The 25291-nt window shown below is 41.9% G+C and carries 25 protein-coding genes; 12 read left to right on the top strand and 13 right to left on the bottom strand.

The window, feature by feature from the left end:
- The first annotated feature begins 26 nt into the window (after positions 1-26).
- From AC0VYG_RS11035 to AC0VYG_RS11025, 3 genes are all read left to right on the top strand, one after another.
- Positions 27-515, top strand: a complete 489-nt coding sequence (locus tag AC0VYG_RS11035; protein WP_475432315.1) for a tripartite tricarboxylate transporter TctB family protein — start codon at positions 27-29, stop codon at positions 513-515.
- A gap of 4 nt (positions 516-519) precedes the next feature.
- Positions 520-2016 carry a tripartite tricarboxylate transporter permease gene (locus AC0VYG_RS11030; protein ID WP_475432314.1) on the top strand — a complete coding sequence of 499 codons (1497 nt, stop codon included), beginning with the start codon at positions 520-522 and terminating at the stop codon, positions 2014-2016.
- Positions 2017-2447: 431 nt separating this feature from the next.
- The gene (locus AC0VYG_RS11025) at positions 2448-2669 is read left to right on the top strand and encodes a hypothetical protein (RefSeq protein WP_475432313.1); all 222 of its coding nucleotides are present in this window, start codon (positions 2448-2450) and stop codon (positions 2667-2669) included.
- 134 nt (positions 2670-2803) lie between these two features.
- On the opposite strand, the gene AC0VYG_RS11020 is transcribed toward AC0VYG_RS11025, so the two are convergent.
- The 7 genes from AC0VYG_RS11020 to hpaE all read right to left on the bottom strand — a co-directional run bounded on the left by AC0VYG_RS11020 (position 2804) and on the right by hpaE (position 10374).
- The gene (locus tag AC0VYG_RS11020) at positions 2804-4192 is read right to left on the bottom strand and encodes an APC family permease (RefSeq protein ID WP_475432312.1); all 1389 of its coding nucleotides are present in this window, start codon (positions 4190-4192) and stop codon (positions 2804-2806) included.
- Between the two features lie 372 nt (positions 4193-4564).
- Positions 4565-5494: a 3,4-dihydroxyphenylacetate 2,3-dioxygenase gene (gene hpaD, locus AC0VYG_RS11015; protein ID WP_475432311.1), complete on the bottom strand. Its 930-nt coding sequence runs from the start codon at positions 5492-5494 to the stop codon at positions 4565-4567.
- A 25-nt stretch (positions 5495-5519) separates the two neighbouring features.
- Positions 5520-6848: a TRAP transporter large permease gene (locus tag AC0VYG_RS11010; RefSeq protein WP_475432310.1), complete on the bottom strand. Its 1329-nt coding sequence runs from the start codon at positions 6846-6848 to the stop codon at positions 5520-5522.
- On the bottom strand, positions 6848-7387 hold the full coding sequence (locus tag AC0VYG_RS11005) for a TRAP transporter small permease (RefSeq protein ID WP_067342930.1): 540 nt from the start codon (positions 7385-7387) through the stop codon (positions 6848-6850). Before AC0VYG_RS11005 ends, AC0VYG_RS11010 begins: the two co-directional genes overlap by 1 nt.
- Before the next feature lie 3 nt (positions 7388-7390).
- On the bottom strand, positions 7391-8413 hold the full coding sequence (locus AC0VYG_RS11000; RefSeq protein ID WP_475432309.1) for a TRAP transporter substrate-binding protein: 1023 nt from the start codon (positions 8411-8413) through the stop codon (positions 7391-7393).
- A 53-nt stretch (positions 8414-8466) separates the two neighbouring features.
- Positions 8467-8847: a 5-carboxymethyl-2-hydroxymuconate Delta-isomerase gene (locus AC0VYG_RS10995; RefSeq protein ID WP_067021183.1), complete on the bottom strand. Its 381-nt coding sequence runs from the start codon at positions 8845-8847 to the stop codon at positions 8467-8469.
- Between the two features lie 63 nt (positions 8848-8910).
- Positions 8911-10374, bottom strand: a complete 1464-nt coding sequence (hpaE, locus tag AC0VYG_RS10990; protein WP_475432308.1) for a 5-carboxymethyl-2-hydroxymuconate semialdehyde dehydrogenase — start codon at positions 10372-10374, stop codon at positions 8911-8913.
- 239 nt (positions 10375-10613) lie between these two features.
- Here hpaE and AC0VYG_RS10985 point away from each other — a divergent pair, with 239 nt between their 5' ends.
- The 3 genes from AC0VYG_RS10985 to AC0VYG_RS10975 all read left to right on the top strand — a co-directional run bounded on the left by AC0VYG_RS10985 (position 10614) and on the right by AC0VYG_RS10975 (position 12889).
- Positions 10614-11354, top strand: a complete 741-nt coding sequence (locus tag AC0VYG_RS10985; protein ID WP_475432307.1) for a helix-turn-helix domain-containing protein — start codon at positions 10614-10616, stop codon at positions 11352-11354.
- A gap of 253 nt (positions 11355-11607) precedes the next feature.
- Positions 11608-12462 carry a 3,4-dihydroxyphenylacetate 2,3-dioxygenase gene (gene hpaD / locus AC0VYG_RS10980; protein ID WP_475432306.1) on the top strand — a complete coding sequence of 285 codons (855 nt, stop codon included), beginning with the start codon at positions 11608-11610 and terminating at the stop codon, positions 12460-12462.
- Between the two features lie 4 nt (positions 12463-12466).
- Positions 12467-12889: a GlcG/HbpS family heme-binding protein gene (locus AC0VYG_RS10975; RefSeq protein WP_475432305.1), complete on the top strand. Its 423-nt coding sequence runs from the start codon at positions 12467-12469 to the stop codon at positions 12887-12889.
- Positions 12890-13021: 132 nt separating this feature from the next.
- Here the strand turns inward: AC0VYG_RS10975 and AC0VYG_RS10970 are convergent, their stop codons facing one another.
- Entirely contained in the window at positions 13022-14380 is a 1359-nt protein-coding gene (locus AC0VYG_RS10970) for an aldehyde dehydrogenase family protein (protein ID WP_475432304.1), read from the bottom strand.
- 293 nt (positions 14381-14673) lie between these two features.
- On the opposite strand from AC0VYG_RS10970, the gene AC0VYG_RS10965 reads away from it, so the two are divergent.
- The 4 genes from AC0VYG_RS10965 to hpaR all read left to right on the top strand — a co-directional run bounded on the left by AC0VYG_RS10965 (position 14674) and on the right by hpaR (position 18635).
- Positions 14674-15843 (top strand): p-hydroxyphenylacetate 3-hydroxylase oxygenase component, encoded by a 1170-nt coding sequence (locus AC0VYG_RS10965; protein ID WP_475432303.1) that lies wholly within the window; start codon positions 14674-14676, stop codon positions 15841-15843.
- 108 nt (positions 15844-15951) lie between these two features.
- Positions 15952-16866: a p-hydroxyphenylacetate 3-hydroxylase reductase component gene (locus tag AC0VYG_RS10960; RefSeq protein ID WP_475432302.1), complete on the top strand. Its 915-nt coding sequence runs from the start codon at positions 15952-15954 to the stop codon at positions 16864-16866.
- A 110-nt stretch (positions 16867-16976) separates the two neighbouring features.
- Entirely contained in the window at positions 16977-18131 is a 1155-nt protein-coding gene (locus tag AC0VYG_RS10955) for an MFS transporter (RefSeq protein WP_475432301.1), read from the top strand.
- Between the two features lie 81 nt (positions 18132-18212).
- Positions 18213-18635: a homoprotocatechuate degradation operon regulator HpaR gene (hpaR, locus tag AC0VYG_RS10950; RefSeq protein ID WP_199478672.1), complete on the top strand. Its 423-nt coding sequence runs from the start codon at positions 18213-18215 to the stop codon at positions 18633-18635.
- A gap of 94 nt (positions 18636-18729) precedes the next feature.
- Here hpaR and AC0VYG_RS10945 read toward each other — a convergent pair whose 3' ends face one another.
- Positions 18730-19737 (bottom strand): MsnO8 family LLM class oxidoreductase, encoded by a 1008-nt coding sequence (locus AC0VYG_RS10945; protein ID WP_475432300.1) that lies wholly within the window; start codon positions 19735-19737, stop codon positions 18730-18732.
- A gap of 209 nt (positions 19738-19946) precedes the next feature.
- Here AC0VYG_RS10945 and AC0VYG_RS10940 point away from each other — a divergent pair, with 209 nt between their 5' ends.
- Positions 19947-21389 carry an NAD-dependent succinate-semialdehyde dehydrogenase gene (locus tag AC0VYG_RS10940; protein ID WP_475432299.1) on the top strand — a complete coding sequence of 481 codons (1443 nt, stop codon included), beginning with the start codon at positions 19947-19949 and terminating at the stop codon, positions 21387-21389.
- Between the two features lie 233 nt (positions 21390-21622).
- Here AC0VYG_RS10940 and AC0VYG_RS10935 read toward each other — a convergent pair whose 3' ends face one another.
- The 4 genes from AC0VYG_RS10935 to AC0VYG_RS10920 all read right to left on the bottom strand — a co-directional run bounded on the left by AC0VYG_RS10935 (position 21623) and on the right by AC0VYG_RS10920 (position 23540).
- Positions 21623-21958: a ribosomal protein L7/L12 gene (locus tag AC0VYG_RS10935; protein ID WP_199478667.1), complete on the bottom strand. Its 336-nt coding sequence runs from the start codon at positions 21956-21958 to the stop codon at positions 21623-21625.
- A gap of 393 nt (positions 21959-22351) precedes the next feature.
- On the bottom strand, positions 22352-22615 hold the full coding sequence (locus tag AC0VYG_RS10930; RefSeq protein WP_475432298.1) for a hypothetical protein: 264 nt from the start codon (positions 22613-22615) through the stop codon (positions 22352-22354).
- Between the two features lie 102 nt (positions 22616-22717).
- A complete protein-coding gene (locus tag AC0VYG_RS10925) occupies positions 22718-23302 on the bottom strand; it encodes a hypothetical protein (protein ID WP_475432297.1) in 585 nt (194 codons plus the stop codon).
- A 79-nt stretch (positions 23303-23381) separates the two neighbouring features.
- Positions 23382-23540, bottom strand: a complete 159-nt coding sequence (locus tag AC0VYG_RS10920) for a hypothetical protein (protein WP_475432296.1) — start codon at positions 23538-23540, stop codon at positions 23382-23384.
- A 767-nt stretch (positions 23541-24307) separates the two neighbouring features.
- On the opposite strand from AC0VYG_RS10920, the gene AC0VYG_RS10915 reads away from it, so the two are divergent.
- Positions 24308-25018: a helix-turn-helix transcriptional regulator gene (locus tag AC0VYG_RS10915; RefSeq protein WP_475432295.1), complete on the top strand. Its 711-nt coding sequence runs from the start codon at positions 24308-24310 to the stop codon at positions 25016-25018.
- The last annotated feature ends 273 nt before the right edge of the window (positions 25019-25291 follow it).

Genomic DNA, 25291 nt, shown 5'->3' with positions numbered 1-25291 from the left:
ATAATTATAATAAAAAGGAGCTAAAAATGAGTCGTATAAAAGCCAATTTTTATGATTGGTTAGTGGGTTCTTTGTTCTTACTCGTACCAATAGTCATATTCTGGCAGAAGGCCACCTCGCTAAAAGCACAGGGGGTAACAACAGGCGGCCCCATGAACAATGCCGCCATGTTTCCAAGTATCATTGCTTGGTTAATGTTGGGATTAGCACTAATCAATCTTTCGGTCGTGTTTTTCAAACATTCACCTAAGCTTTCCTACCCACATACGAAGACGACTAAACTGGCATTACTGTTTACTGCCATTTTTATAGTCTACATAGGATTGCTTCCAACTTTGGGATACCACTTATTAACCCCGATCGCGATTGCTATTCAGCTTAAGATTCTTGGATGTCGCACAAGCTCATCCATACTTGGCGGTCTTTCAATGTCCCTCATTGTGGCAGGAGTATTTCAGGGATTACTGAATGTCATTCTTCCTGTCGGAATTCTAAATTTTACTATTTTTGGCTGATACGATGATTGATATTCTGCTCCAAGGAGCTCCTTTAGTTTTTACATGGGAGTCATTATCTCTCATAACCGCAGGCATTATTGCTGGATTATTTATTGGTGTTCTCCCAGGGCTTGGCCCTCTTATGGGGATTGTATTAATGCTACCTGTAGCTTTTCATCTTCCCCCAATAGCAGCAATGGGAATGCTAATATCTATATATGTAGGAGGATCAGCAGGCGGCTCAATATCTGCCATTTTATTGCGCATTCCGGGAACACCTCTTGCAGCCGCTACTCTTTTTGATGGCTACCCAATGGCCCAAAAAGGACGTGCCCAAGATGCCATTGGCCTATCAATTACCGCTTCGTCACTGGGTGGAATATTAGCAGGATTTATTCTTATATTCTTCTCGCCAATTCTTGCTAAGTTTGCTCTGCGTTTTGGCCCCCCAGAATATGCCGCAATGGCAATGTTGGGCCTTTTGACTATCGCAATTGTTTCAGAGGGGTCTACCATTAAAGGATTGCTAGCTGGTGCATTAGGCCTTGCTATATCGACGATGGGTACAGATCAATTCACTGATGCATACAGATTTACTTTTAATAATATTAACCTAACAAGCGGGCCGCATATAGTACCCGTTGTCGTTGGTCTGTTTGCCCTATCTGAAGTATTCTTCCAAATTGAAAGTGGAAAGCTGCTGGATCGTCCCGAAATTCAAAAGCTAAAAATCTCTTTCCATGCTCTTAGGATGATATTTAGCCACAAAGTAAATTTAATTCGCTCATCGTTAATTGGTACTTTTTTAGGTGCCATTCCTGGGGCGGGAGGTGATGTAAGCGCATTCGTTTCCTATGCAGTAGCGCGCCGAACTGCAAAACCTGAAGAAGGATATGGTGAGGGAGCTGAAGGGGGTGTAGTCGCAACAGAATCCGCCAATAATGGCTGCTGTGGTGGCGCTTTGATACCGTCTATGTCATTAGGCATACCTGGCGATGCATCTACAGCCGTGCTTCTCGCGGCACTTTTCCTATTGGGCTTTTATCCAGGTCCTGAGCTTTTCAGAAGCCACGAGGATATTGCAGGAGGCATTTTCCTAGCCTACTTCCTTGGAAACATCATTTTGCTAATTGTCGGGATTATATTAGTCCCTTACTTTGGCAGTGTTCTTAAAGTTCCAAAAGCTTGGCTTTTACCTGCTGTTTTATTGCTATCAACGATGGGGACTTACGCATTACAAAATTCAACGTTTGACCTTTGGGTTATGTTAGTATTTGGGGTAATTGGATACCTACTGCGTCAGTCGAGATTCCCATTGTCGCCCATCATTATAGGTATCATTTTAGGTCCAGTCTTGGAGAATAATTTCCGACGAACACTGTTAATATCTAGGGATGGCCTAAGCATATTTATAGATAGACCTATCAGCGCTTCGATCCTTGCGATCATTGGACTTATCATTATCTATGCTATCTATTCCAAGGTAAGGTCTAAAGGTCGCACTCAAATAATGGGGTAAAAACCGACTATGTGATGGTAATCATTCCTCAATAATGGCGTTTTCAACCTAAAACGCCATTTTATTTTCTCGCTTTGGCGCACCTCGTTGTGCAAACGATAGGGCTGTTTCAATGCCCCTTAATAAAGACCAGCAATTTTAGGGGTATCATTCAATTGTCTTTGCGTGTTCGGTAATCTTTTTGGCAGGAAAGCCTTTCATTAAATCCGATGCGTTTATTACTGTTCCCGTCATAGTAAAATTTTCTATTTAAATTTTAAAAATACAAACCTAGAGGGTTTGTAGCAAATAGATTGAAGACAAGATTCTTAACCTATTAGACTTAACCTTATGCTTGCTCAGCAACTATCAAGGGTTATTCCCCAAAGACACGTTGATTAGTCGCAGACAGCTACTAAAAGGCTTCTCCTCGAAAGCGAGTGTAGCGGAAATTGAAAAGGCTTTTAACGTTATTGATCCAATGGTGTATGCCCTTCTTATTGGTTGCGTTTGATACTGCCTTAACCAAACACAAAATGGACGTCATGGTGTTCGAATGGACACCACTTGGAAGAAAAATGCCAGAGTATGATCCCATGGAAACCTTGTTGGCAATGATGGTGGAGAGCTCTTTATACGAGCGTGTCTTGTCTGGCTTTCGAGTGGTTTCTTAGCCATTCGGGACACACTTTCTGTGGATGGAACCCTAAACAAAATGCAGCACAAAAATAAGCATGTCTTATGATAAGAAGAATTCAGTTTGAAAGGTGTGTCAGCTAGGTTCCTAGCTGACACAGACCGATAACAATCAGTTCATGTCTGGCTCAAATAAACCGCGTTTCATATAAAACTTGACCCAAACCGCAGCGATAAGGCTAATTACCAGCAATATCCCACCGGTAATGCTATAAACCAGTTTCGTCATTTCCGGGGAAGGAGAATTGTTTAAAGCAATATAAACCATAGCCACAATCCCAAGAATCTGAGGAATTGGGAAGAATGGTGTTTTATAAGGACGATGTAGATTTGGAAGACGACGACGCAACACCATGACATCAATGTGCGCCACAATGTAGGCCAATAACCAGCTCGTTGTCGCAGCAATAACAAGGGTGATTAGTGAATTAATGGAAAAAGACAAAAATGGAATCGCAATTAATACTGCCATTAGCACAATGCCTACCCATGGTGCACCAAAACGGTTAGACGCTTTCAACTGTGGGAAAGCCTGTTTTTGATGGGCCATACCATGTAACATTCTAGGAATAGAAGCCAGAACGGTGTTCATCGTACTGCAGGTTGCCGTTAAGGCCATAATAGTCGCAATGATCATACCGCCTTTACCAAACACAGCGTCCACATAGTTCAGGTATGGAATAGGCGCCGTCGTTAATGTTTCCACATTGACATAAAAACTTGCGCCATACACAAAGAGTAGAAAAATAGTAAAGATGAAAAATAATGACCCATGCATCGCTCTTGGAATATTTTTTGATGGATTTTCGACTTCATTGATCATGGGACAGATAAACTCAACCCCAACCATTAGCCACATAGCCAGTGCAACAAAACCAATAAAACTGCCGTTTATAACCCCAGCAAAACTCCAATCAACATGAGTGCCTGATAGTATCGGATGTGGTTGGCTAATGCCCGTCGCCGCAGACAAACCGACCGTAATCAATGCAAAAACCAAAACAAAAGCCAGTAAGTTTTGTACCTTCGCAAAGATGTCAGCACCCACTAGATTCGTCACACATAGAACCACCAAAATAATCATAGGTACGACTTTAGGCGGAAATACTCCGGGGAAAACCTGATCTAACACACCATCGACCAGAAACATTTCAACCGGAACTGCTAAGAAAGCCACAACGACGTAACCTGCAAATACAGACACAATGGCAGGGAAATGGCCAATCGCCTTTTGCGTGTAAGTTGCCAACGTTCCTTCCTGTGGAAACATAAGCGACAGCTCAGAGAAACTCATGGCATTAAACTGCGCAATAATCAATGCGGTGACCATCGCCGCAATAAATGCCATACCGCCTAAACCAATTCCTTGTGTTGAAGAAATCATTGCTCCTTGAACAATCACAAGCCCAATACAAATTGCCATCATCGTTGGCAAATTCATCTTTTTAATGGGCTTTATGTTGCTTGTTGCGTCCACTTTCGTGTGTGCTGTATCGCTCATCTTATTATTCCTATCTTTTTTATTAGAAACGACCAAACCGGTAAGGACTTAGATCGACAATGGGTAATTAGAGATCAGATGCTCTCCAGCAATAACTACATTCGGGCTATTTAACAAAGACAAAGCCAAGCAGAATAACCTCACTGGATAGTAGAACGTCTTTCTTAGGGTGGATTCCGAAAGTCTAGAACCAGTACACTTGTCTATTTTTTTGGTCATTCTATATAGGAAGCAAAATATGAAAATGTCCCTTTAGTGACATTTTTCTTTTGAGATAGGACGATCTTAGAAAATAAAAAAGCGCCTTAGAGGCGAAGGCGCTTATAAACAAACATAATAATGGAAGGCGGACGTTAGTTTGTCTCGATCACTCTAAAGACGGCTATTGCCGTACACAAACGAGCCATTTTCAACAGAGGCTTGCGGGCCAGGAACTGCCTCTCCCGTTTGTGGTGAGATAGGAAAAATAGCATTGATCTGCCCCGTACCAGAGCTACCAAAGTAGGGCGTCACCACTTCTACTTTTTGATCATAATCCGACCAACCTAATGCCCCCAATAACATGGCGGTATCATGCATAAATCCTTCACCGTGACCTTTTGCGGCGTATTCAGGCAGCATCTCGCAGAATGTTTTCCACTCTGCGTTTTCCCACATTTCAACGACGCGATGATCCAAAGTTTCCAAAAATGGACTCCACACTTTGGTGGAAAAATCTGGGGCTTGGCCATTTTGCGCAAAACGGTGAGAAAGCGAACCGCTAGCGAGGATCGCCACCGTACCATCGTAGTGCTTTTCGATCGCTTCACGAATCGCCCACCCCAAACGAGCCGAGTCATTGAGATAATGCACCGTTAGCAACGCCGATACAGAGACGGCTTTAAAGTGACGGTCTTCATTCATGTATCGCATTGGCACTAATGTTCCGTACTCAGGTGCCAAGGTGGTTGCATCATGGGCTAAGGTTTCCACCCCTTGCTCATTACATACTTGAGCAATGATACGACCCAACTCAGGGTTACCATCTAACTCATACGGCATATTATTGATAAAGTGGGGTAACTCGTTGCTCGTGTACACACCTTCCCAGTGCGGAGCACAATTAATGTGATAATTGGCATTAACCAACCAGTGCGTATCAAACACGACAATGGTATCGACACCCAATTCTCGACAACGTTTCGATATCTCGTAATGCCCGTCAATAGCGGCTTGTCGAAATCCTTTTTTAGGACCATCAAGCTCTGAAAGATACATAGAGGGAACATGCGTTATTTTTGCAGCAAGGGCTAATTTACCCATACATTTTCTCCGCTTTTTATCATAATTATCGATACAAAATTTCAGGTAACACAAGCGCAATGGAACTGACAAATACGATCAACCCCAAGCGAACCATGTCTGCACACCAAAATGGCGTTATACCTTTAAAAATTGTCCCTGCTTTTACATTGTCTAGCACGGCACTGAGAACAAATACATTCATGCCCACAGGCGGTGTAATCAGACTAATTTCCGTTACCACCACCACAACAATGCCAAACCAAACTAAGTCAAAACCTAAGCTTTGTACTAAGGGGTAAAAAATAGGCACGGTTAATAAAATCATTGAAAGGCTTTCGAAGACCATGCCTAAAACGAGATAAATACCGACTATAATCAGAATAACGCCCATTGGCGGTAAATGAAGACTTTTCACAAACGCTAAAAGCTCATCCGGCAACCCAGCCATGGTAATAAAGTCTGAAAAGATCAACGCGCCAATTAGCACGGTGAATAGCATAGCGGTTGTTCTTCCCGTATCAATTAACGCATGAAAAAGGGCCGACCAGCTAAGAGAGCGGCGCATAACGGCAATCAAGAATGCTCCGCCCGCACCAATCCCGGCGGCTTCAGTCGGTGTAAACACCCCAAGATAGATGCCTCCCATCACGATACAGAACAACAAAAGGACGCCCCAGACATTTCGCATGGCGGCAAGACGTTCGGAGAAATTGGCTTTTTCTGCACTAGGGCCGTATTCAGGATGCCTCCAGACAACATAACGAACCGCGGCAAGATAGAGCAAAATGCCTAACAAGCCGGGAAGAAAACCCGCCGCAAACAGCTCACGGATACTGGTTTCCGTTAATAAGCCGTAGATCAATAAGATCACGCTTGGTGGAATCAAGATACCTAACGTAGAACCCGCCGCGATTGAAGCGCTCGCCAAACCGTCTTGGTAGCCATATTTTCTCATCGAGGGCATCGCTACTTTTGCCATGGTGGCCGAGGTTGCTAAACTGGAACCACAGATAGCGGAAAAACCGCCACAAGCAACAATCGTTGCCATCGATAGACCGCCCTTTCGATGTCCTAGAAAAGCATTCGAAGCGCGATAAAGTTCACCAGATAAATTTGCCTTGGTGACGAAATTCCCCATCAGGATAAATAAGGGAATCACAGACAAACTGTACTCTTGGGAAGTGTCGACAATTCGGTTGGCGGCCAATGCAATCGGACCTGTCCAACGAAAATCAAATACATTATCCCACCCCAGTCCTTGTAGGTAAGCAAACCCTGTGATTCCCACCAATCCCATCGCAAAAGCAATTGGCACCCTAAAGACGAGAATTAATAGAAGAAGAATGGAAAAGCCGACTAAAGAATCCAGCATTACGCAGCCTCCTTCTTACGGCAAAATAAGCTTGTGATTGCTTTATAGATCAATATTGCTGCGGTTAAATACATCATGATGGCAATAAATTGAACGAAGTAAGAGACAGGAATAAGAAGAAATTCTGTTACCACGCCGCGACGCAACGAACGTAGTGCTTGGAACCAAATGCGATCCGCCACAAAAATACAGCCAATACCGATAGATAAGCTCATAATGAAAGAACAAGCATTGGCAAACCAATCGGGCAAAACGCGATCTAGAATATCTACCACCACATGCGCCCCCGTCAAAGTGACGACGGGAATTTGACAGAAAACAATGATACCTAACGCCAGCTCCGTTAACTCTGTTGTGCCATTAATAGAGTTACTGAATACATAGCGCCCTATCACATCGCTACACGTCAACACCATAAGTGCAAATAACATAACGGCAGACACGGCTTCAAGGAGAAAGGCCAGCCATTTGGCCAGCCCTAAATCTCCATGATGCTGGTTCACTGCCGTCGTGAGCCATTCATAAGGAGAGCGATACATCGATTACTCCTTATGTTTTGCCGCATATTGCATAGCGGTTTCACGCAAATAAGATAAAGCGGCATCGCCATTAAAGCCTTTTTTATCCACCTTTTTAACCCACGCTGCCGCTACATCATCAATGCGCTGATTCACTTCTTTAGCGAGTGTTGAGTTTGGCTTCACAACGTGAATATTCACACCTGCCTCACGTGCGCTTTGTAATCCCGCAACATCGCCCGCATCCCATGCTTTACCGGCTAAAACAGACAAGACTTCGCCTGATGCTTTGTTAATCGCCTCTTGATCTTGTTGACTCAAATCATCAAAAACATCAGGATTCATGAACATAGAAAAACTGCCCATGTACAAACCATTAGGGAACAGAGTGAGGTCTTTCGTCACCTCTGCCAATCGTAAAGTTTTCATTTCACCGACAGGCAAAAATGCGCCATCAATCACGCCCTGCTGCATCATTTCATAGACTTTAGTGGCTGGCGCACCTACTGGTGTGATATGAAATCGCTCGGCGAGCTGACTTTGTACACCGCCACCGATGCGAATTTTCTTATTTTCTAAATCTTTAATATCATTGATCGGAAAATTAGAGTAGATCTGCCCTGGTCCATGAGTGAAAAGTGCCAATAATTTAAGCCCATCAAATTCATGGGATTTAGCAAAGTATTTTTGATAGGTTTTCCAAAGGGCATAAGAAGCGGCTTCTGCATTCGTTCCAAGCCCTGGTTGTTCAACCACTTGCGGCAATTCAAATCGTCCTGGCACATAGCCATGATAGCTATAACTGGCGTCTACAATGCCATCCTCAACCAGGTTCCACATTGTTTTTGGATGCCCCATACCATAAACAATTTCAACCTTAAGCCGTCCATTCGTCGCTTTGCTAATTGCTTTGCCCCATTCAGGGATAACAACAGCATTCATTGGGTTTGTTGGAGGAAGCCAGCTCGCAACCCGAATGGTCTGAGCAAAAAGATTTGTCGCAAAAAGCAGGGTAACGCAGGTCGTTAATAGGTGTTTCAATTTCATCACAATCTTCCTTTTTTATATTTATGAGTGTCTCGAGTGTGTTTTTGATGACATTACTTAAAAAGCGGATGTATATTGTTTTTATTGAATTTAAGCACGGGGTCCAATTCCGTTAATTCAAATGATATTTGGCAATAGCTGGTATCAGTAATAGGTGCCATAAAGTCGCATAAAATCTTAAAAACATTTTCTGCCACCTCTTGCTTGAGCTCCTGACTTCGACCGTGACCTATTTTGAGATTTAGATTTAACAGGGAGAATTCCTCTCGACCATCTGCCACTCGGAAATGGTCAAGTCGAATCGCACGACTTCTCACCCCGCCAATAGGAAATTGCCCCGTTGATATCACATAATCGTGAAACGCTTTGAACATGGGTTGAAAGTCAATTTTCTCTTCAAGATTGGCTGAGTATTCAATAATAAAATGCGGCATAACGTTTCTCTCTAAACGAAAAAAAGCAGAGAGAACCTCGCCTCTCTGCATGATAATAGTGTCCTAGACACCCCATTTTGGAATGTGATGACTGCCCATACTGATACAGACGTTTTTAGGTTCACAGAAGACTTCGAAACTGTAATCTCCCCCTTCTCGCCCTGTGCCAGACGCTTTCATACCACCAAATGGGGTTCGAAGATCTCGCACGTTTTGGCTGTTAACAAACATCATGCCCGCTTCTACTTGACGCGCAATGCGGTGTACTTTGCTGACATCTTGAGTCCATAAGTAAGAAGCAAGTCCGTAATCATTGTCATTGGCCATCTTCACAACGTCTGCTTCATCTTTGAATGGGATGATCACAGCAACAGGGCCAAAGATTTCTTCTCGGGCAATTCGCATGCTATTGGTGACATCACGGAAGGCGGTTGGACGTACAAAGTGGCCACCTTTAAGATGCTCTGGAAGCTCATCAAGTGGTTTATCAGGGCCCCCTGCAATGAGCTTGGCGCCCTCTTCAATGCCCAACTTGATATAGCCAGTGACCTTTTCCCAATGCGCTTTAGAGATCAATGAGCCCACTTGGGTTTGCATATCGTTTGGATCACCAACTTTAATTTTGGCGGCACGAGCAGCGAAATCATCACAGAACTTGTCGTAAATAGTTTCTTGAACAAACAAACGAGAACCGGCTGTACAGCGTTCACCGTTAATGGAGAAAATGCCGAATACGGCGGCATCTAAAGCACGCTCATAATCGCAATCATCGAAAATCATCACGGGGGATTTACCACCCAGCTCCATGGAGAATTTCTTCAGACCGGCATTCGCAATGATGTGTTTACCCGTTGCCGTGCCGCCAGTAAAAGAAATGGCATTGACGCTTGGGTCCTTAATCAAAGCGTTCCCTGTTGTCCCACCAAAACCATGAACCACATTAAATACGCCCGCAGGAACCCCGGCTTCAAGGGCAATTTTGCCTAAGAAGTCCGTTGTCAAAGGAGACAATTCAGACTGCTTTATAACCGCCGTATTCCCCAATGCAAGACAAGGTGCCGTTTTCCAGGTTCCGGTCATAAAAGGAACGTTCCACGGTGAAATCAAAGCACATACACCAGTTGGCTGGTACAAACTGTAATTCAGCATTTGGTCATCCATTGGATAGGTATGACCGTTCATTTGACGAGACTTCTCGGCAAAGAAATAGAAATTGTTAGACGCTCGTGGCACAAGTGCGTTGCGAGTTTGATAGAGAGGCAACCCCGTATCAGCGGTCTCTAAAGCAGACAATTCATCGACATTCTGAGCAATTAAATCCCCCATTTTTTCAATGATTTTAGAACGCTTAGCAACGGGCATGTTGGCCCAAGCTGGAAACGCAGCTTTTGCAGCGGCAACCGCTTCTGCGACTTGTGTATCGGACGCATGGGCCACTTCGGCAAGCACTTCTCCCGTCGCAGGGTTAAAGGTTTGAAACGTCTCCTTACTTTCAACCCATTTCCCGTTTATCAAATTCTTCATCATTTTTATTCTTCTCCAAGTAAGAAATCGAGTATTTTTTGACTCAACTTAATTAACATGTTAAATAAATTAAACGTAATGACCTTGGAGTGTCAAGTCACTGTGTCAGGAAAAGACAAATAAAGTGCAGTAATTTCCAAAATGGCTTTCAGTGAACGAGAGATGAAATATTGACCTTTGAATAAGACGGATTTATCAAAAGAGGTCCCCTAACAAGAACTTATAATAAGGGCATGAAAAAAATGGTAACGTTAAACTTATACCAATCATTACCGAGCCTGATAGAAAGCATTGGTCAAGAACACTTCTATGACCAAGTTGCCCACTCTATCCAAACCCTTGATGTCATTGATGAGATTAAAATTGTCAGTTACTCGAAAGCGGACAAGCCCGTTCTTCTTGGCGAGTGTCCCATGTCCAAACTGGACAAGATCTATTGCGAATCGGCGTATCTGTTGGACCCAGTTTACGACTTGGTTTGCCAAAAAAACCACAAAGAGATGGTCACTCTCGACAGCCTAGTAACACAGGAGTTTTATCAATCAGCCTACTATGACAGTTTTTACCAACAACTCGGCTGGCAGAATGAGACGAATATCGTGATTGGCACTCAAGATGGTAGAAGCATATGCATTGCGTATTCCACAAACGACAACCACCGAGCACAAAAAGTGGCTTCTGACGAGCTAACCCACACCCTAAACCCAATAAAAACGGCGATTCAAACGCACGAGCGCATTCGCTCAAGCAAGGTCACGGACAAAAAATTAACACTGTCTAAGCCTCAACCTGACTCAAATTTATCCAATTTAACCAAGAGAGAAAAAGAAATCGTTGGGTTTATCTTAGATGGTTTATCTTCCAGCAAGATTGCCAGTAAATGTTTTGTCTCTGAAGGAACCGTCAAGAATCATAGGAAGAATATATACCGCAAGCTCGGTATCAAATCCCAAGCAGAACTCTTCCATCATTTTATCGCTTAAAGTGACCCTCAATGAAGTCAATCCAAAAAATGATCAATAGCCGGATTCTCTTGGAAGCAAAGCGCTTGTTAACATACACAAATAAAAACCTGAAAGAAACTTTTTATACTCTGGGTAACGCTAGTGACCTAATTTGATTCAGAGATTGCTGTAAGTCAACGTTAGTTTCATTTTATAAGAAAGCAGATTGAAGACGCGTTAAAAACATCATTTACTTAACATGTTAATAAAAATAATATTGTTAGGAGATTTTATGGGAAAGTTAAGCATCGCAGCCAAAGTAACTCACGTTCCAACCATGTTGCTCTCTGAACAACCTGGTCGGTTAGAGGGATGTCGACAAGAAGCCATCAATGGCCACAAAGAGATAGCACGTAGAGCGAAGGAAGCCGGTGTCGATACTATTGTTGTCCTTGACACTCATTGGCTCGTCAATGCAGGACATCATATTAATGCAAATCGCCATTACGAGGGAGTCTACACCAGCCATGAATTCCCTCATTTCATTCAAGACCTTGCCTATTCCTATGATGGCAACCCAGAATTGGGCGATCTGATTGCCAATACCGCAACAGAGAAAGGCGTCCATATGATTTCTCATCAAGTAGAAACCTTGGATCTCGAATACGGCACCTTGGTTCCTATGCGCTACATGAACGAGGACAAACATTTCAAAGTTCTTTCGATCGCGGCGTGGTGCACAGTGCATTCCTTAGAAGAATCGCGCCTCATTGGAGAAGCCATTCGCGAGGCAATCGAAAGCAGTGACAATAACGTCATGCTGATTGCTTCTGGCTCTTTATCCCATCAAATATGGGAAAACCATCTTTATGAGCAAAACAATGGCACGTTTACCATTTCGCGGGAGTTCCATCGCCAAGTGGATTTGCGAGTATTGGATCTTTGGCAATCCGGCGAGACACAAACCTTTCTAGATATGCTGCCCGAATACGCTAAATTTTGCTGCGGCGAAGGCGGCATGCATGATACGGCAATGCTCTTTGGCGCCTTAGGTTGGAAAGATTATCAAGGTAAAGCTGAAATTATCACTAACTACTTCCCAAGTTCTGGTACCGGACAAGCAAATGTCCTTTTCCCAATCGAGTGAGACTATGCAACATAAAACAATCATCAAACACACATTAAGCACAACAGCAGCACTACAACTTTGTAGTGTTGCCGTCCAGCATGCAGAAACACTGGGCATTGATATCTGTATAACAGTCGTTTGCCCTTCTGGTAACGTGTTAGCAAGCGCTGCCATGAACCATGCGCCAAGTATTTCCTACGACGTTTCCCGCAAAAAAGCCATTACTGCGGCCTCCTTTAAGATCCCAACAAAGGACTGGCAAACCCGCCTAGCCGATAAAAACAACACGCTTTTCGCACTGCAAAGTGAACCGAATTTCACGTTTTTAGGTGGCGGGTTGCCGATTACGATCGAGGGCAATCTAGTCGGAGCCATTGGCATTTCAGGCGGCAGCGAATTGCAAGATATTGATTGCACGACCAGCGCCATAAACAGCCTTTTCTAAGCGTCTTTATTGGCAGAGATATCGGCATCGAATACTGCCGATGCCGCTATTCTAGGCACAATACAAATAAAAGCGCCTGATGATCACATCAGGCGCTTTCAGTCGATTACTCAGAATTCGGATACAGTTGCGTTATTTAGAACGGTTTACCACTTTACGTAGTGTATTCTCGAGTAAACCTTCCATACCAAACTCTACGCCAATACCGGATCCTTTGTTTCCACCAAATGGCACATGAGGCAACACTTCCGCATGATTATTTACCCACACAGTCCCCGAATCCAGCTGATTCACAACCCATTCCAGCTCAGGAGATTCCTCTCCCCATACCGATCCACCTAGAGCAAACTCTTTATGAATAGCGTGTTTCATCACTTCTTCAAGATCATCGTAAGGAATAACCGGAAGAACGGGGCCAAACTGCTCATCGCATACCACATCAATATCATGGCGCGATGTTTTGATAATCGTCGGTGCGATGAAATAGCCGTTCAAACCTGGTGGAAGCTCTGTCGCAATTACTTCTGCACCAGAAGCTTGTGCGCTTGCAATCATGGCTTTCACTTTCTCGTATTGTGTTTGATTCTGAACTGGGCCGAACGTCACGCCTTCTTTCATGCCCTCGCCAACGACTTGGCTAGCAGCAATCTTAGTTAGCGCATCACACAATGCATCGTACTTAGAGCGATGAACATACAGGCGTTTCAAACAAGCACAAGTTTGACCCATATTGATAAATGAAGACATAAAGATCTTCTCGGCCAATTTATCGATATCGGCGTTTTCCAACACAATGCCTGCGTCATTACCACCAAGCTCTAAAGTTACCTTTTTAAGATCATTCGCTACCAAAGAAGCAATACGCTTACCGACTGGAGTCGAGCCAGTAAACACGATTTTTTTCACATCTGGGTGAGTAACTAAAGGTTCACCCATGCCACCTTCCCCCACAAACGCTTGCACCAAGTTTGGTACAGTATGTTCATTGATGATTTCTGCTAAGCGAATGGTGTTGATAGGCGTTAATGACGAAGGCTTAATGACAACACTGTTCCCTGCTTTGATGGCAGGAATAACATGCCAAATGGCAATCATTAAAGGCCAGTTCCATGGTGTGATAGAAGCCACAACACCAATCGGTGTACGGCGCACCTCTACATGTCTTACGTCACTGTCTTCAATGACTTCTGGGGCTAAATTCAGGTCAGCATTGTAACGAGTCCAAGCCACCGCACCACCTACTTCAAATTGCGCTAATGAAAGCGGCTTACCTTGTTCTGAGGTAATGATTTCAGCAAGTTCTGCACTATTTTCTTCAAGCGCCGCCGCGACTTTATGTAACGCAGCAGATCTCTCCTCATGAGTTTTTTGGCTCCAAACTGAAAATGCAGTCTTTGACTTTTCAATGATGCTATCTAGCTCTTCGACGCTGGAAGCTTCAACACTCTTATAGATTTGTTTTGTGGCTGGGTTAATAACATCAAGGCTCATGAAAACTCCGCTTATTTTTATATTAAAGTTAAAAAAACTAAATGAATACAAGCCCATAAACCATGTCCCTAAAGGGATATTTTATGGCTTTTTAAAACAATAGGATTTCATGAGCTAAGTAAACTCATTATCGTCGTCTCTTATTTTAAAAAGTAACGTTTGGCATTTTTCAGGAATCAAAAACAAGACATTCTAGAAAAGTCCTAAGTTTTGCTCAAAAATAACATTCATAAAAATGTGTGTTCGCCTAATACTGACTCCTATCAGAACAAAAACAAGACAAGGCCAAACTTATGAAACGTGCGAACCCTTTATTAAAAGACCTTCAAGCAGTTCTTCCAGAAATTGCCAAAAATGCGATTAAAACAGAAGAACTAAGAAAAGTACCCGCTGAAAATATCGAACTTTTGAAAAAGATTGGTTTACATAAAGCTTTTCTACCTAAAGCTTATGGCGGTTACGAAATCTCCTTACCTGAATTTGGCGATTGCATTGCCGCTCTTGCTGGCGCCTGTTGCAGTACCGCTTGGGCATTCAGCTTGCTTTGCACCCACAACCATCAACTAGCTATGTTTCCAAAACAACTTCAAGACGAAGTCTGGAAAAACACACCTGATGCCGTTGCCTGCAGCAGTATCGCGCCATTTGGTCACTATGAAGAAGCCGATGGCGGTATCATTTTTAATGGTGACATGAAGTGGAGTAGCGGTTGTGACCACGCACAATGGGCCATTGTGGGCTTTTTAAGAGATAATGCTGAAGGCACAAAAGACTATTGTTTTGCGGTTATTCCAGAATCAGATTACACCATCGATGACGATTGGCACTCCATGGCAATGAAAGGGTCTGGTACGAAAACACTACAGATCAAAGACGCCTTTGTACCCGAACACCGTATTCAAAAAGCCAAAGACATGATGGAAGGTAAATCCGCTGGATATGGCTTGTATCCTGACAGTAACATCTTCTACGCACCATACCGCCCTTACTTCGCCTCAGGTTTTGCTGCGATGGCGCTTGGCACGGCAGAAAGAATGTTAGAAGTTTATAAAGAAGTGACGGCTAACCGAGTACGCGCTTATACCGGCGCTAAAGTGAATGCCGCGATCCCCGCCATCCTTCGCACAGGTGAATCGACTCATCAAATTCTAGCGGCTCGCGCCTTCTTAGAAAAAACTTGGGAAGAACATGCCGAGCATGCCGAAGCACATCGCTATCCAGACCGTCAAACATTAGCGCACTGGAGAACAAACCAGGCCTATGCGGTTAAAATGTGTATCGAAGCCGTTGATCGCATGTTTAGTGCAATCGGTGCCAACAACTGGTTACTAGACAAAGAAGCACAGCGAATATTCCGTGATTGTCATATGTGTGGCGCTCATGCTTATACCGATTACGATGTTTGTGCGCAAATTATTGGTCGTGAGGTTATGGGGTTAGAGCCAGATCCAACTCTACTTTAATAACTACCTACTTTAGTAATTAGGCACACAATATCGAGATACAAGTGTTTAGCCATGATGACTCATGGCTAAACAGAATAGGTATAAATAAGAATAAGAGAGAATTCTATGAACTTCGACCCTAAAGAATTCCGTCGCTGCCTTGGTAATTTTGCCACAGGTGTTACGGTCATTACCGCAAAATCTCCTGACGGTACGAAAGTTGGTGTAACCGCTAACAGCTTTAACTCCGTGTCTCTTGATCCACCATTGGTATTGTGGAGTATCGTTAAAACATCAAGCAGCTATGCCGTATTTGAAAAATCCGATCATTTTACTGTCAATATTTTAGCCGCAGATCAAGTTGATTTATCCAACAATTTTGCGAAACCAAGCGACGATAAATTTGCCCATGTTGAAACTCATCCTGGTGTCGGTGGTGCCCCACTACTCACTAATACGGCGGCCAATTTTCAATGTGAAAAATACCAAGTCGTCGATGGCGGTGATCACTGGATTATGATTGGTAAAGTCGTTGCGTTTGAAAACCATGGTCGTGCGCCATTACTTTATGTTCAGGGTAGCTATGCTGGTGCGATTCCTTTTACCGGCGCCAAAACACCTGCTCTGAATGTGGCATCGGATAAAACATTGGCTCGTTTGCACGACAGTGCTATCTATCTTATGCATAAAGTGCTGCAGAAGGTTCAAGAGAACTATCTACCAAAGCAGTCTGCAACAGGCCTCAGTACCAGCGAAGCTCGATTGCTACTTGTCTTAAGTGATACCACAGGCGTCACCTTAGATGACTTAAGCAATCTGGTGACTATTCCATCCGTGGATGTGACTGATGGCGTTGAAAGCCTAAAAGGTTTTGGCTTGATCAACCATGATTTATCACTGACTGAAAAAGGTCAGGAAATGTCTGAGCGATTATGGGCCATCTCCAATCAGCAACAAGCAGACATCTTTGCAAACTTTAAAGAAGATGAATTAGCCAGTTTTAAGCAGCAACTACAACATTTGCTAAAACAATTGGCTTAATTAACGTCGATTCGTAGTTTTTAAGGTCAAAGATAAAAAATCCCCTCGTGGGATTTTTTTATGCATGTATAATAACTTTTATTTAACACGTTAAGTTATTAGTTGTCTCAATGATTCCCATCCCCTATTTCATTTTGTTAGCGATGTGCAGCCCTATTGCACTTAATGCCATTTTACCTGCTTTACCAGACATTGCTCAGCAACTGGGCATTGACTCATCAACGGTACAATTAAATTACTCCCTCTATCTCGCTGCTCTTGCCCTAGGTCAGTTGTCAGTAGGGGCTGTGATTGCCAGGCTCGGAAACCGATCTACCATACTTTTAGGCATATCTTTCTTTGTTGTCGGTGGGTTAATCGCATTGGTAACCGAGCACTTATTTTTTATGCTATTAGGTCGGATTCTGCAAGGCATTGGCGGCGCGTTTACTCTCTCGATGTCGAGAGCATTACTGGTAGCCAGTTCAGGGGGAAAACTCGCTTCGCAGAAAATGGGCTATGTGGTCATGGCCATCGCGTTATCACAAGGCATTGGCCCATTAATTGGTAGCTCATTAAATACCCATATAGGCTGGCAAGCTATTTTTGCCTTTTCAGCCATTCAAGGGGCTATTTTACTCTTGCTTAGCCTCAAACTGATCAAACCAGAACCCCAAAGGCCTCCAAAGCTGCCATTGAAAATGATGCTCAGTCATTATATGAGCCTCATTCGTCAGCCCGCGTTTAACCGTTACGCCATGGCGAATACTCTTATCGCACTTTGTTTTTATCTGTTCATCAGTGCCTCGCCCTATCTAACCAAAGACTTAAGCAAAAACAGCCTAGCGTATGGCTATTGGTTTATGCTGGTATCTGGAGCCTTTATGCTAGGCGGATACCTAAGTACATTATTAAATAGACGACTTTCGTTGGATAAATCAATTCTCGTTGGAAATAGCTTCTGTATTCTTGGAGCGGTCGCCTTATTAGTACTGCAAATAAGCTTACCAATGAGTTTTGCAACACTCTTTTTGCCCATGTCTATCATTACACTGGGCCGAGGCATAAGCCAACCCAGTTACCAAAGTGCCGCAATAGGAACGGCCAATAAATTATCAGGCATGGCAGCAGGATTACTTGGGTTTCTGCAATTAAGTTTCGGGGCGATCTTTGCTCAAATTGTTCCTTTAATGATTGACCTGCACCCCCATACGATTGCCTTTGCCATCTTAGCTTGTACACTTTTAGCAACCGCTACCCACAGAAACATCCAAACAATGAAATAACAACGTCTTTGTGCACTAACATTTATTTATAAAGCGTATTGGGTATTATCAAAATCATATTTTAGGAATTATCGAGATTACATGAAAAGATTAGAAGACTCCCTGACACTGCAATTATTAAGAGCACGTGAATCATCCATGACCTTTTTTAGACCAGTATTGCAAAAGGCAGGTTTTACAGAACAGCAATGGCGAGTCTTACGCGTGTTAAATGATCATGAAGAGTTAGAAGTCAAACAACTGGCACAACTATGCTGTATTCTTAGCCCAAGTTTGACACGCATTATTACTCGCTTTGAAGAGGATGGCTTCTTGATACGCAAAAAATCGCCGACTGATCAGCGAATTTCCCTGCTGTCACTAACACCTATGGCCAATAAGGTCGTCAAAGAGTTCCGTCCAGAAGTAGATGCAGCATATCAGCGTGTCATCGAAAAGCTAGGTGAAGACAAACTAAAAGAACTTAGCCGACTGTTGAGCGATATTATTGCTTTGGAAAGCTAAAAAAGCAGACATTCAAACACCATAAAACAGGCTGTTTTCTCAGCCTGTTTTTACAAAATATTGGCAAGCGCAGTAGTCGTGCAACAGTCTCAGCTTATAAGTTCTTTGCCAACAAACGATAACTGTCTAAACGATCTGCTTGGCTATGTGTTACAGTAACGAGGGAAATCTCATCGGTGTTAAATGTCTCGGCAAGGGATTCCATTTCATTCCAACATTGTTCTGGTGTGCCAATCGTATAACTGGCTTCAATTCGGTCAAACAAGGCTTGATGAGAGGCTGGCATCCCGCGATATCTATCACGAACTTGGGCTGGCGTTAAAAAGTCCTCCCGCTCACCTATATGCGTGGCAAATTTACGATACACAGCGGTTCCTGCTCGGAGTTTCGCTTCCTCTTCTGTTTCCGCACAAATACAAGCAATCGCCAACATTCTTTGCAATGGACGCTCATGCCCAGCCTGTTGCCACGCTTTCTGATGCGCGTCAAAAATACGCGGATGACAATTTTCAGAGTCAATAAATCGAGCCAAAGCCAAATGATAGCCCAGCTTTCCAGCCAGCTCAGCACTGCCGCCACTTGATCCAAGCATCCATAAATCTGGTACATCGCGCACTTCAGGCATCACATGTATCGAGCTAAAAGGGTGAGCCTCTTTAAAAGAGCCATGAATAAAACTTTCTAGCAATGCCGCTTGTTCGGCATAAAACTGACCATTCGACACTTTATTCGGAAAGGCTAAAGCAGCGGATGTCATAGCCGAACCACCGGGAGCACGACCAACACCAAGGTCAATACGCCCTGGAAAAAGTGATGCCAACATAGAAAAGCATTCCGCCACTTTTAATGGACTATAGTTAGATAGCATCACACCGCCACTACCGACTTTGATACGCTTTGTTATACTGGCCAAATGAGCAACTAAGATTTCAGGGCAAGGGTTAGCAAAATGGACACTATCATGATGTTCTGCTACCCAATAACGGTGATAATTCCATTCATCACAATGTTTTGCTAACTCAACCGTTAACAAAGGAGCGTCTTTTTTATGATGCGAACCATGCACTGGGGTTTGATCAACAACCGATAATCTTATATTCATAGGGTATTCTCTTTATCGAAGTAAATTAGTTAACATGTTAACCTATTTACTTTGATTGATGAAGATTTGATAATAGCAATGTGATTAGTACAAGAATAACTTACTTAGAGATCGTTTCATCATGTCGCAAGCGAAGCCAAGACGAGGTTTGCACAGCGACCGTGCAAAGATCTCACTTTATTTAATTACCAAATATATAGGTGATACTCATGTTAAAGGATATGTCCCTTCTTAAGTCTCGTTGTTTAGTCAATGGCGAGTGGGTTGAAGCAAAAGCAAAAACCACCCACCCTGTTACCAACCCAGCGACAGGTGAAACCATTGTCGAGATTCCTCACCTTTCTCCTGAAGAAATCCCTGCGGTGATCGAAGCTTCTAAAATCGCCCAAAAGAAATGGGCCGCTTTACCAGCTAAAGAACGTTCGGCCGTTTTGCGCCGTTGGTTTACGTTAATCATTGAAAACACCGACGACTTAGCGTTGCTGATGACATCTGAGCAAGGCAAACCTCTAGCGGAAGCCAAAGGTGAAATTGCCTATGCGGCCTCCTTCATTGAATGGTTCGCAGAAGAAGCCAAACGTCTCTATGGCGATACCATTCCGGCACCACGAGCGGATCAACGAATTACCGTTATTCGTCAGCCGATTGGTGTTACGGCGGCCATTACGCCTTGGAACTTTCCAGCGGCCATGATCACACGTAAAGCCGCTCCAGCTTTGGCAGCAGGTTGTTCGATGATTGTTCGCCCTGCTGATTTAACCCCACTTACTGCGTTAGCGCTGGCGGAATTGGCGCAACGTGCTGGAATCCCAGCGGGTGTATTCCAAGTTGTCACAGGCTCTGCAAGCAAAATTGGTAAAGTATTAACTGACAGTCATGTTGTCAGCAAACTGTCTTTTACCGGTTCTACTGAAGTTGGTCGTTTATTAATGGCGCAATGTGCAGACACCATCAAAAAAGTGTCTCTTGAATTAGGTGGCAATGCCCCCTTCATCGTTTTTGACGATGCCGACTTGGATAAAGCCGTTGAAGGCGCAATGGCCTCTAAATATCGTAATGCGGGTCAAACTTGTGTGTGTGCAAACCGTATTCTGGTTCAACGAAGTGTGTATGATGCCTTTGCAGCCAAACTGACTGAAAAGGTAAAAGCCCTAAAAGTGGGTAATGGCACCGAAGCAGGGACAGAGATTGGCCCGATGATTGAAGAAAAAGCCATTTTAAAAGTCGAAGAGCACATCAAAGACGCCGTTAGCAAAGGCGCAACCTTGGTTCATGGTGGGAAGCGTCTAGGTGGCTTATTTATTGAGCCTGCCATTTTGACAGGTGTAACACCTGACATGAATGTCGCTCAAGAAGAAACCTTTGGCCCTCTTGCTCCGCTTTTCCCATTTGATACAGAAGAAGAAGCCATTGCGATGGCCAATGACACTATCTTTGGCTTAGCAGCCTATTTCTACACACGAGACCATGCGCGTATGATTCGCGTATCCGAAGGACTTGAGTATGGCATGGTTGGTCATAACACCGGCCTGATCTCCAATGAAGTCGCCCCTTTCGGTGGTGTGAAGCAATCAGGCTTAGGTCGAGAAGGTTCAAAATATGGTATCGAAGACTATTTAGAGATGAAATACATCTGCAGTTCGATTACATAACAGTATTTCCGACTCTGTGAATTTTTGTCACTCCTCGGGCACTTTTAAGGAAGCACGCCCGAGGAGTTTATTGACAATGACATTTGTATAGAGGGTTTATTCAGTAACCACACACGAATCGTTATACTTTATTGAGAGTGCAATACAAACTTTAGAATAGCAAAACACCCCGATAGGTCTTAAAATTTTCGTATCTGTTTTTAGCAAAAGATAGATTAGCTTTTTTTCAACGATTATTCCTTAAAAGAATATATAATATGATCCATTTTATGACGCAGAATAAACTCATTTAATTCGGTGATTGAAAGTTTTTCTTTTAGCAAAATGGGGGGATAATGCGCTTTCACGTTAAGCTCTTTCAGCCCCATTCCTGTCATAGACCGAATGCTTGATATAGCACTCATTTTATTAAGGCCAAACGAGGTATACCATAAATCAAACCCCTCTCCTTTCGGCATACCTTCAGAAAGAGCAATATCAATGTACATCAACGGACTGTATTCTACTGGCTGCAGCACGACTTGTTCAAAACCTTCCGGTACAGCACGTTTCAACTTATCATCATTCATATCAATCTCAACTTCGAGTAATCATACTATATTAGGAATTAGGAAAAACATGACGAACAAAGGTGGAATGCCCCTCCTTGTTCTGGTCATTGTGTAGGGAAAGACATCATCACAGGCACGGCACATAGTGACAGTCCAAAACTACCACTTCGATGTTAAAAAACAAATATCAAGAACGCAATTACACCTCATTACACGAGATGAACCATCACTTGGGGAAACATCGGCTCGGCCTTGAAGTTCGATCGGGATATCGTTTTTTTCCTGTTATGTTGCTTAGGGAATGGCGTTTTATGCCAGCCCAGAGACCTCCCAGATCCAAGGAAAGGCAAAAATCAGATTGAAACCAAGTATCAAAAATAAGCGCAAAGACTTAGGTTGGATCATTAAGTATTACTTTAAGGTTATGAAGTTGATTAAACGGCAGCTCAGTTCATCTTCCCCATCTGCAGAAAAATTAATAGTAAGTTGTTTTTCGTCCTCACAATAAGCAAATGTTATATCATCGCTTGCGATACCAGCTTGTCTACCTATTTTCTTTCCTTGCGTACTTTTTAGTGCATTATCTGGCAATTGTTCTTTTTCTAATATTTTTATCTTAAGATCTTTCCCTTTGTTACCCACACAAACAAGCTTAAGGTCATCATAATCAGACACGAAGGCTTCAGATAGGGTTAACGATGATGCCTGAGGTGAGATTGTTCCGACTTTAATTTCGCTTTCTTGCAATGAACTGGAAAACCAAAATCCATCTAAACTTTATAGTGTTGACGCTTTCTCTAAAACATCTTTAACTGTAGTTGATGCGTTTACTTCGATAGTAAGTATGCCATCGGTAGCAGACACACTCATTTGACCAGAATTGACCACACTGACTTTTACTTTGGGATTTGATTCCACGCCGTGGTAAAACACATTCAGAACATCTGTATTCGTACTGCCGACTTCACCTTGTAAACTGGTAGAAAAATAAGGAAGACTACTGAATTCTGTTTTCGCAAATACTACGACAGAGTCATTTTCACCTACATTAGGAGCAGCGGATAACTCAAAGCCATCTTTATTATCGTGGGCTTTCCAAGCAGCAGTAACCTCTGAGATCGGCGTTGTATTATTAGGCATTGTCACCATCAATGTGTCGCTATTGACTGCAAACATAACCTGAGCACCAGTATCAATAATAACTTCAAAACTCTTATTCACTTCGTTTTTAATTTTATCATCACTATAAGTCACTTTAAATTGTGAAGTAATGAGAGTTTGAGCAGGAATAGTTACTGTGGACGCATCAGCCAGATCAAGCACCGTGCTGAGTGAGGTATTTAAATAGGGTATAATCCACACCGTATTTTAAATTCTCACTCACTTGCTTTCTAAAAGATTTAAATCCATTGCAAGTAGTATCGGAAATAATAAAACGATTTTACATTTTCAAGCAATGAGTTAAGGCTTCTCTGTATACTTCGGCATTATTAGTATTCTTAAAACAATAAGCCACATCCGTTAGTACCAACAGAGTAATATCTGGATTGGTTTCTAAACTCGTTATCGCGGCGTTATAAGTACTAAAATAAGAATCCACATTGCTATTCACCTTTTTACTAGCAACTAGAGACACGATATAAAAAGGACCACCACTATTATTAAAATACATCTGCATATTGTAATACATGATCTGGCTTAGCTTATTTTTAACTAACTTCGCGATGATAAATTTCTGTTCATCATTATTAATAGTGATGTTTACTTTTTAGCAGATGCGGTGCCGAATAATTTAGCGTATTTCAATAAATTATTAACTTTAATGGATGTTGAAATCACTTTATTATTTTTTCCTCTTCTGGAATTTCTTTTGTCATTCCAATAAAAGCGTGAACTGCGATTATCAACCCAGCTAGAGACATGGGAAAGATTATTTCTTCTTATACATATACACCAGAGGTGGTATAGATCATATACATTACAATACTATTAAATGATATTTAATACCTTACAACTCATATAAAAACATACCCCATATAAAATCAAAAATTCAAAGAGCCGTAAGATAAAATAAATCCACCCTATTTATTTAAATATATAAAAAACACCTATAGCAAAGACAAGAAAACCTTTGACATATACATTTTAAAAAAACCTCTTCAAAAAACACAAAAATCTTTGACAAATACATTTTCATAAAAATCAATACAAAAAAATCATGTAAAAATATTCATAATAAGCACAAAACAACCAATAACACATTGTTTTTAAAAGAAAATATTTAGTGTAATCTTGTGTAATTGAAAGTTATAACTTATTGAATTATCCTAAAAAAACTCGTATTAACCATTATAGAAGGGCATTATTTTGAAAAAGATACTCATTCTTGAAACTGATAAAAAATGGAAAGAAGATTTGACAAAATTAAGCAATCATTATGATGTTTTTTTTCAAAAAAATTATGATTCTTTTCATCTTGAGTTCAATTATGAACCTGAAATAATAATATTAAACCTTCTTAATATACCCAGAGAAGAAATAATAAAAAAAACATTGGACCTGAAATCAAAAGTCAAAAATTCTAAACTGTTAGCTTGGATTAAAAATGATGATAAATTCAAGAAAATCATTTATGAAATTGGTATTAATGACTATCTTTCTTATCCAATAATTCATGATGAAATCGTAAAAAGGATAGAGTATGCATCATTAGAAAAGATCAAAAAAGACCACCAAGAAAAGAGAAAAAATCTTGCAGAAAAAATAAAAGATTATTTAGATGAAAACATGAAAAATGAAATATCCCTAAAAGAGATATCAAAAAAAATGCTGAGTAACAGAAGTAAAATAAGCGATGAATTTAAAAAATCATATAACATGGCCATTTTTAGCTATTTATATGAAATAAGGATTAATGAAGCGGCAAAACTGTTAAAAGAAACCGATTTATCTATTAATGAAATATCTAATGAGGTGGGCTATTTCAATGCTAATAATTTCTCAACGGCTTTTAAGCGAAGCTTTAAAGTATCACCTGCAAAATACAGATATAGAGTTAAAGAAAAGATAATAAAATAAGATAAAGTCGATTAAAATGGTTATGAATAATAAAAACGCTATAGATATATTAAAAATCAACTAAAAAGGCATGAAGAAATAAAATTAAAGCCCTATCACTGTACTGCAGGAAAATTAACCATAGGAGTAGGTAGAAATATAGAAGATATCGGCCTAAGCGAACTAGAAGTTGAGTTTTACTAGGAAATGATATTGATCGCATAACAGAAGAGCTCGTCTCTCACATCCCATTTTTTTCAAATTTAAATGATACAAGGAAAATTGTTTTAATCA

It is taken from the genome of Marinomonas sp. 63XJN7_7_ISO-PGPR-S23-202, assembly GCF_056173505.1.
Note: the sequence above shows the minus strand (reverse complement) of the source record. Positions and strands in the feature narration are given on the sequence as shown.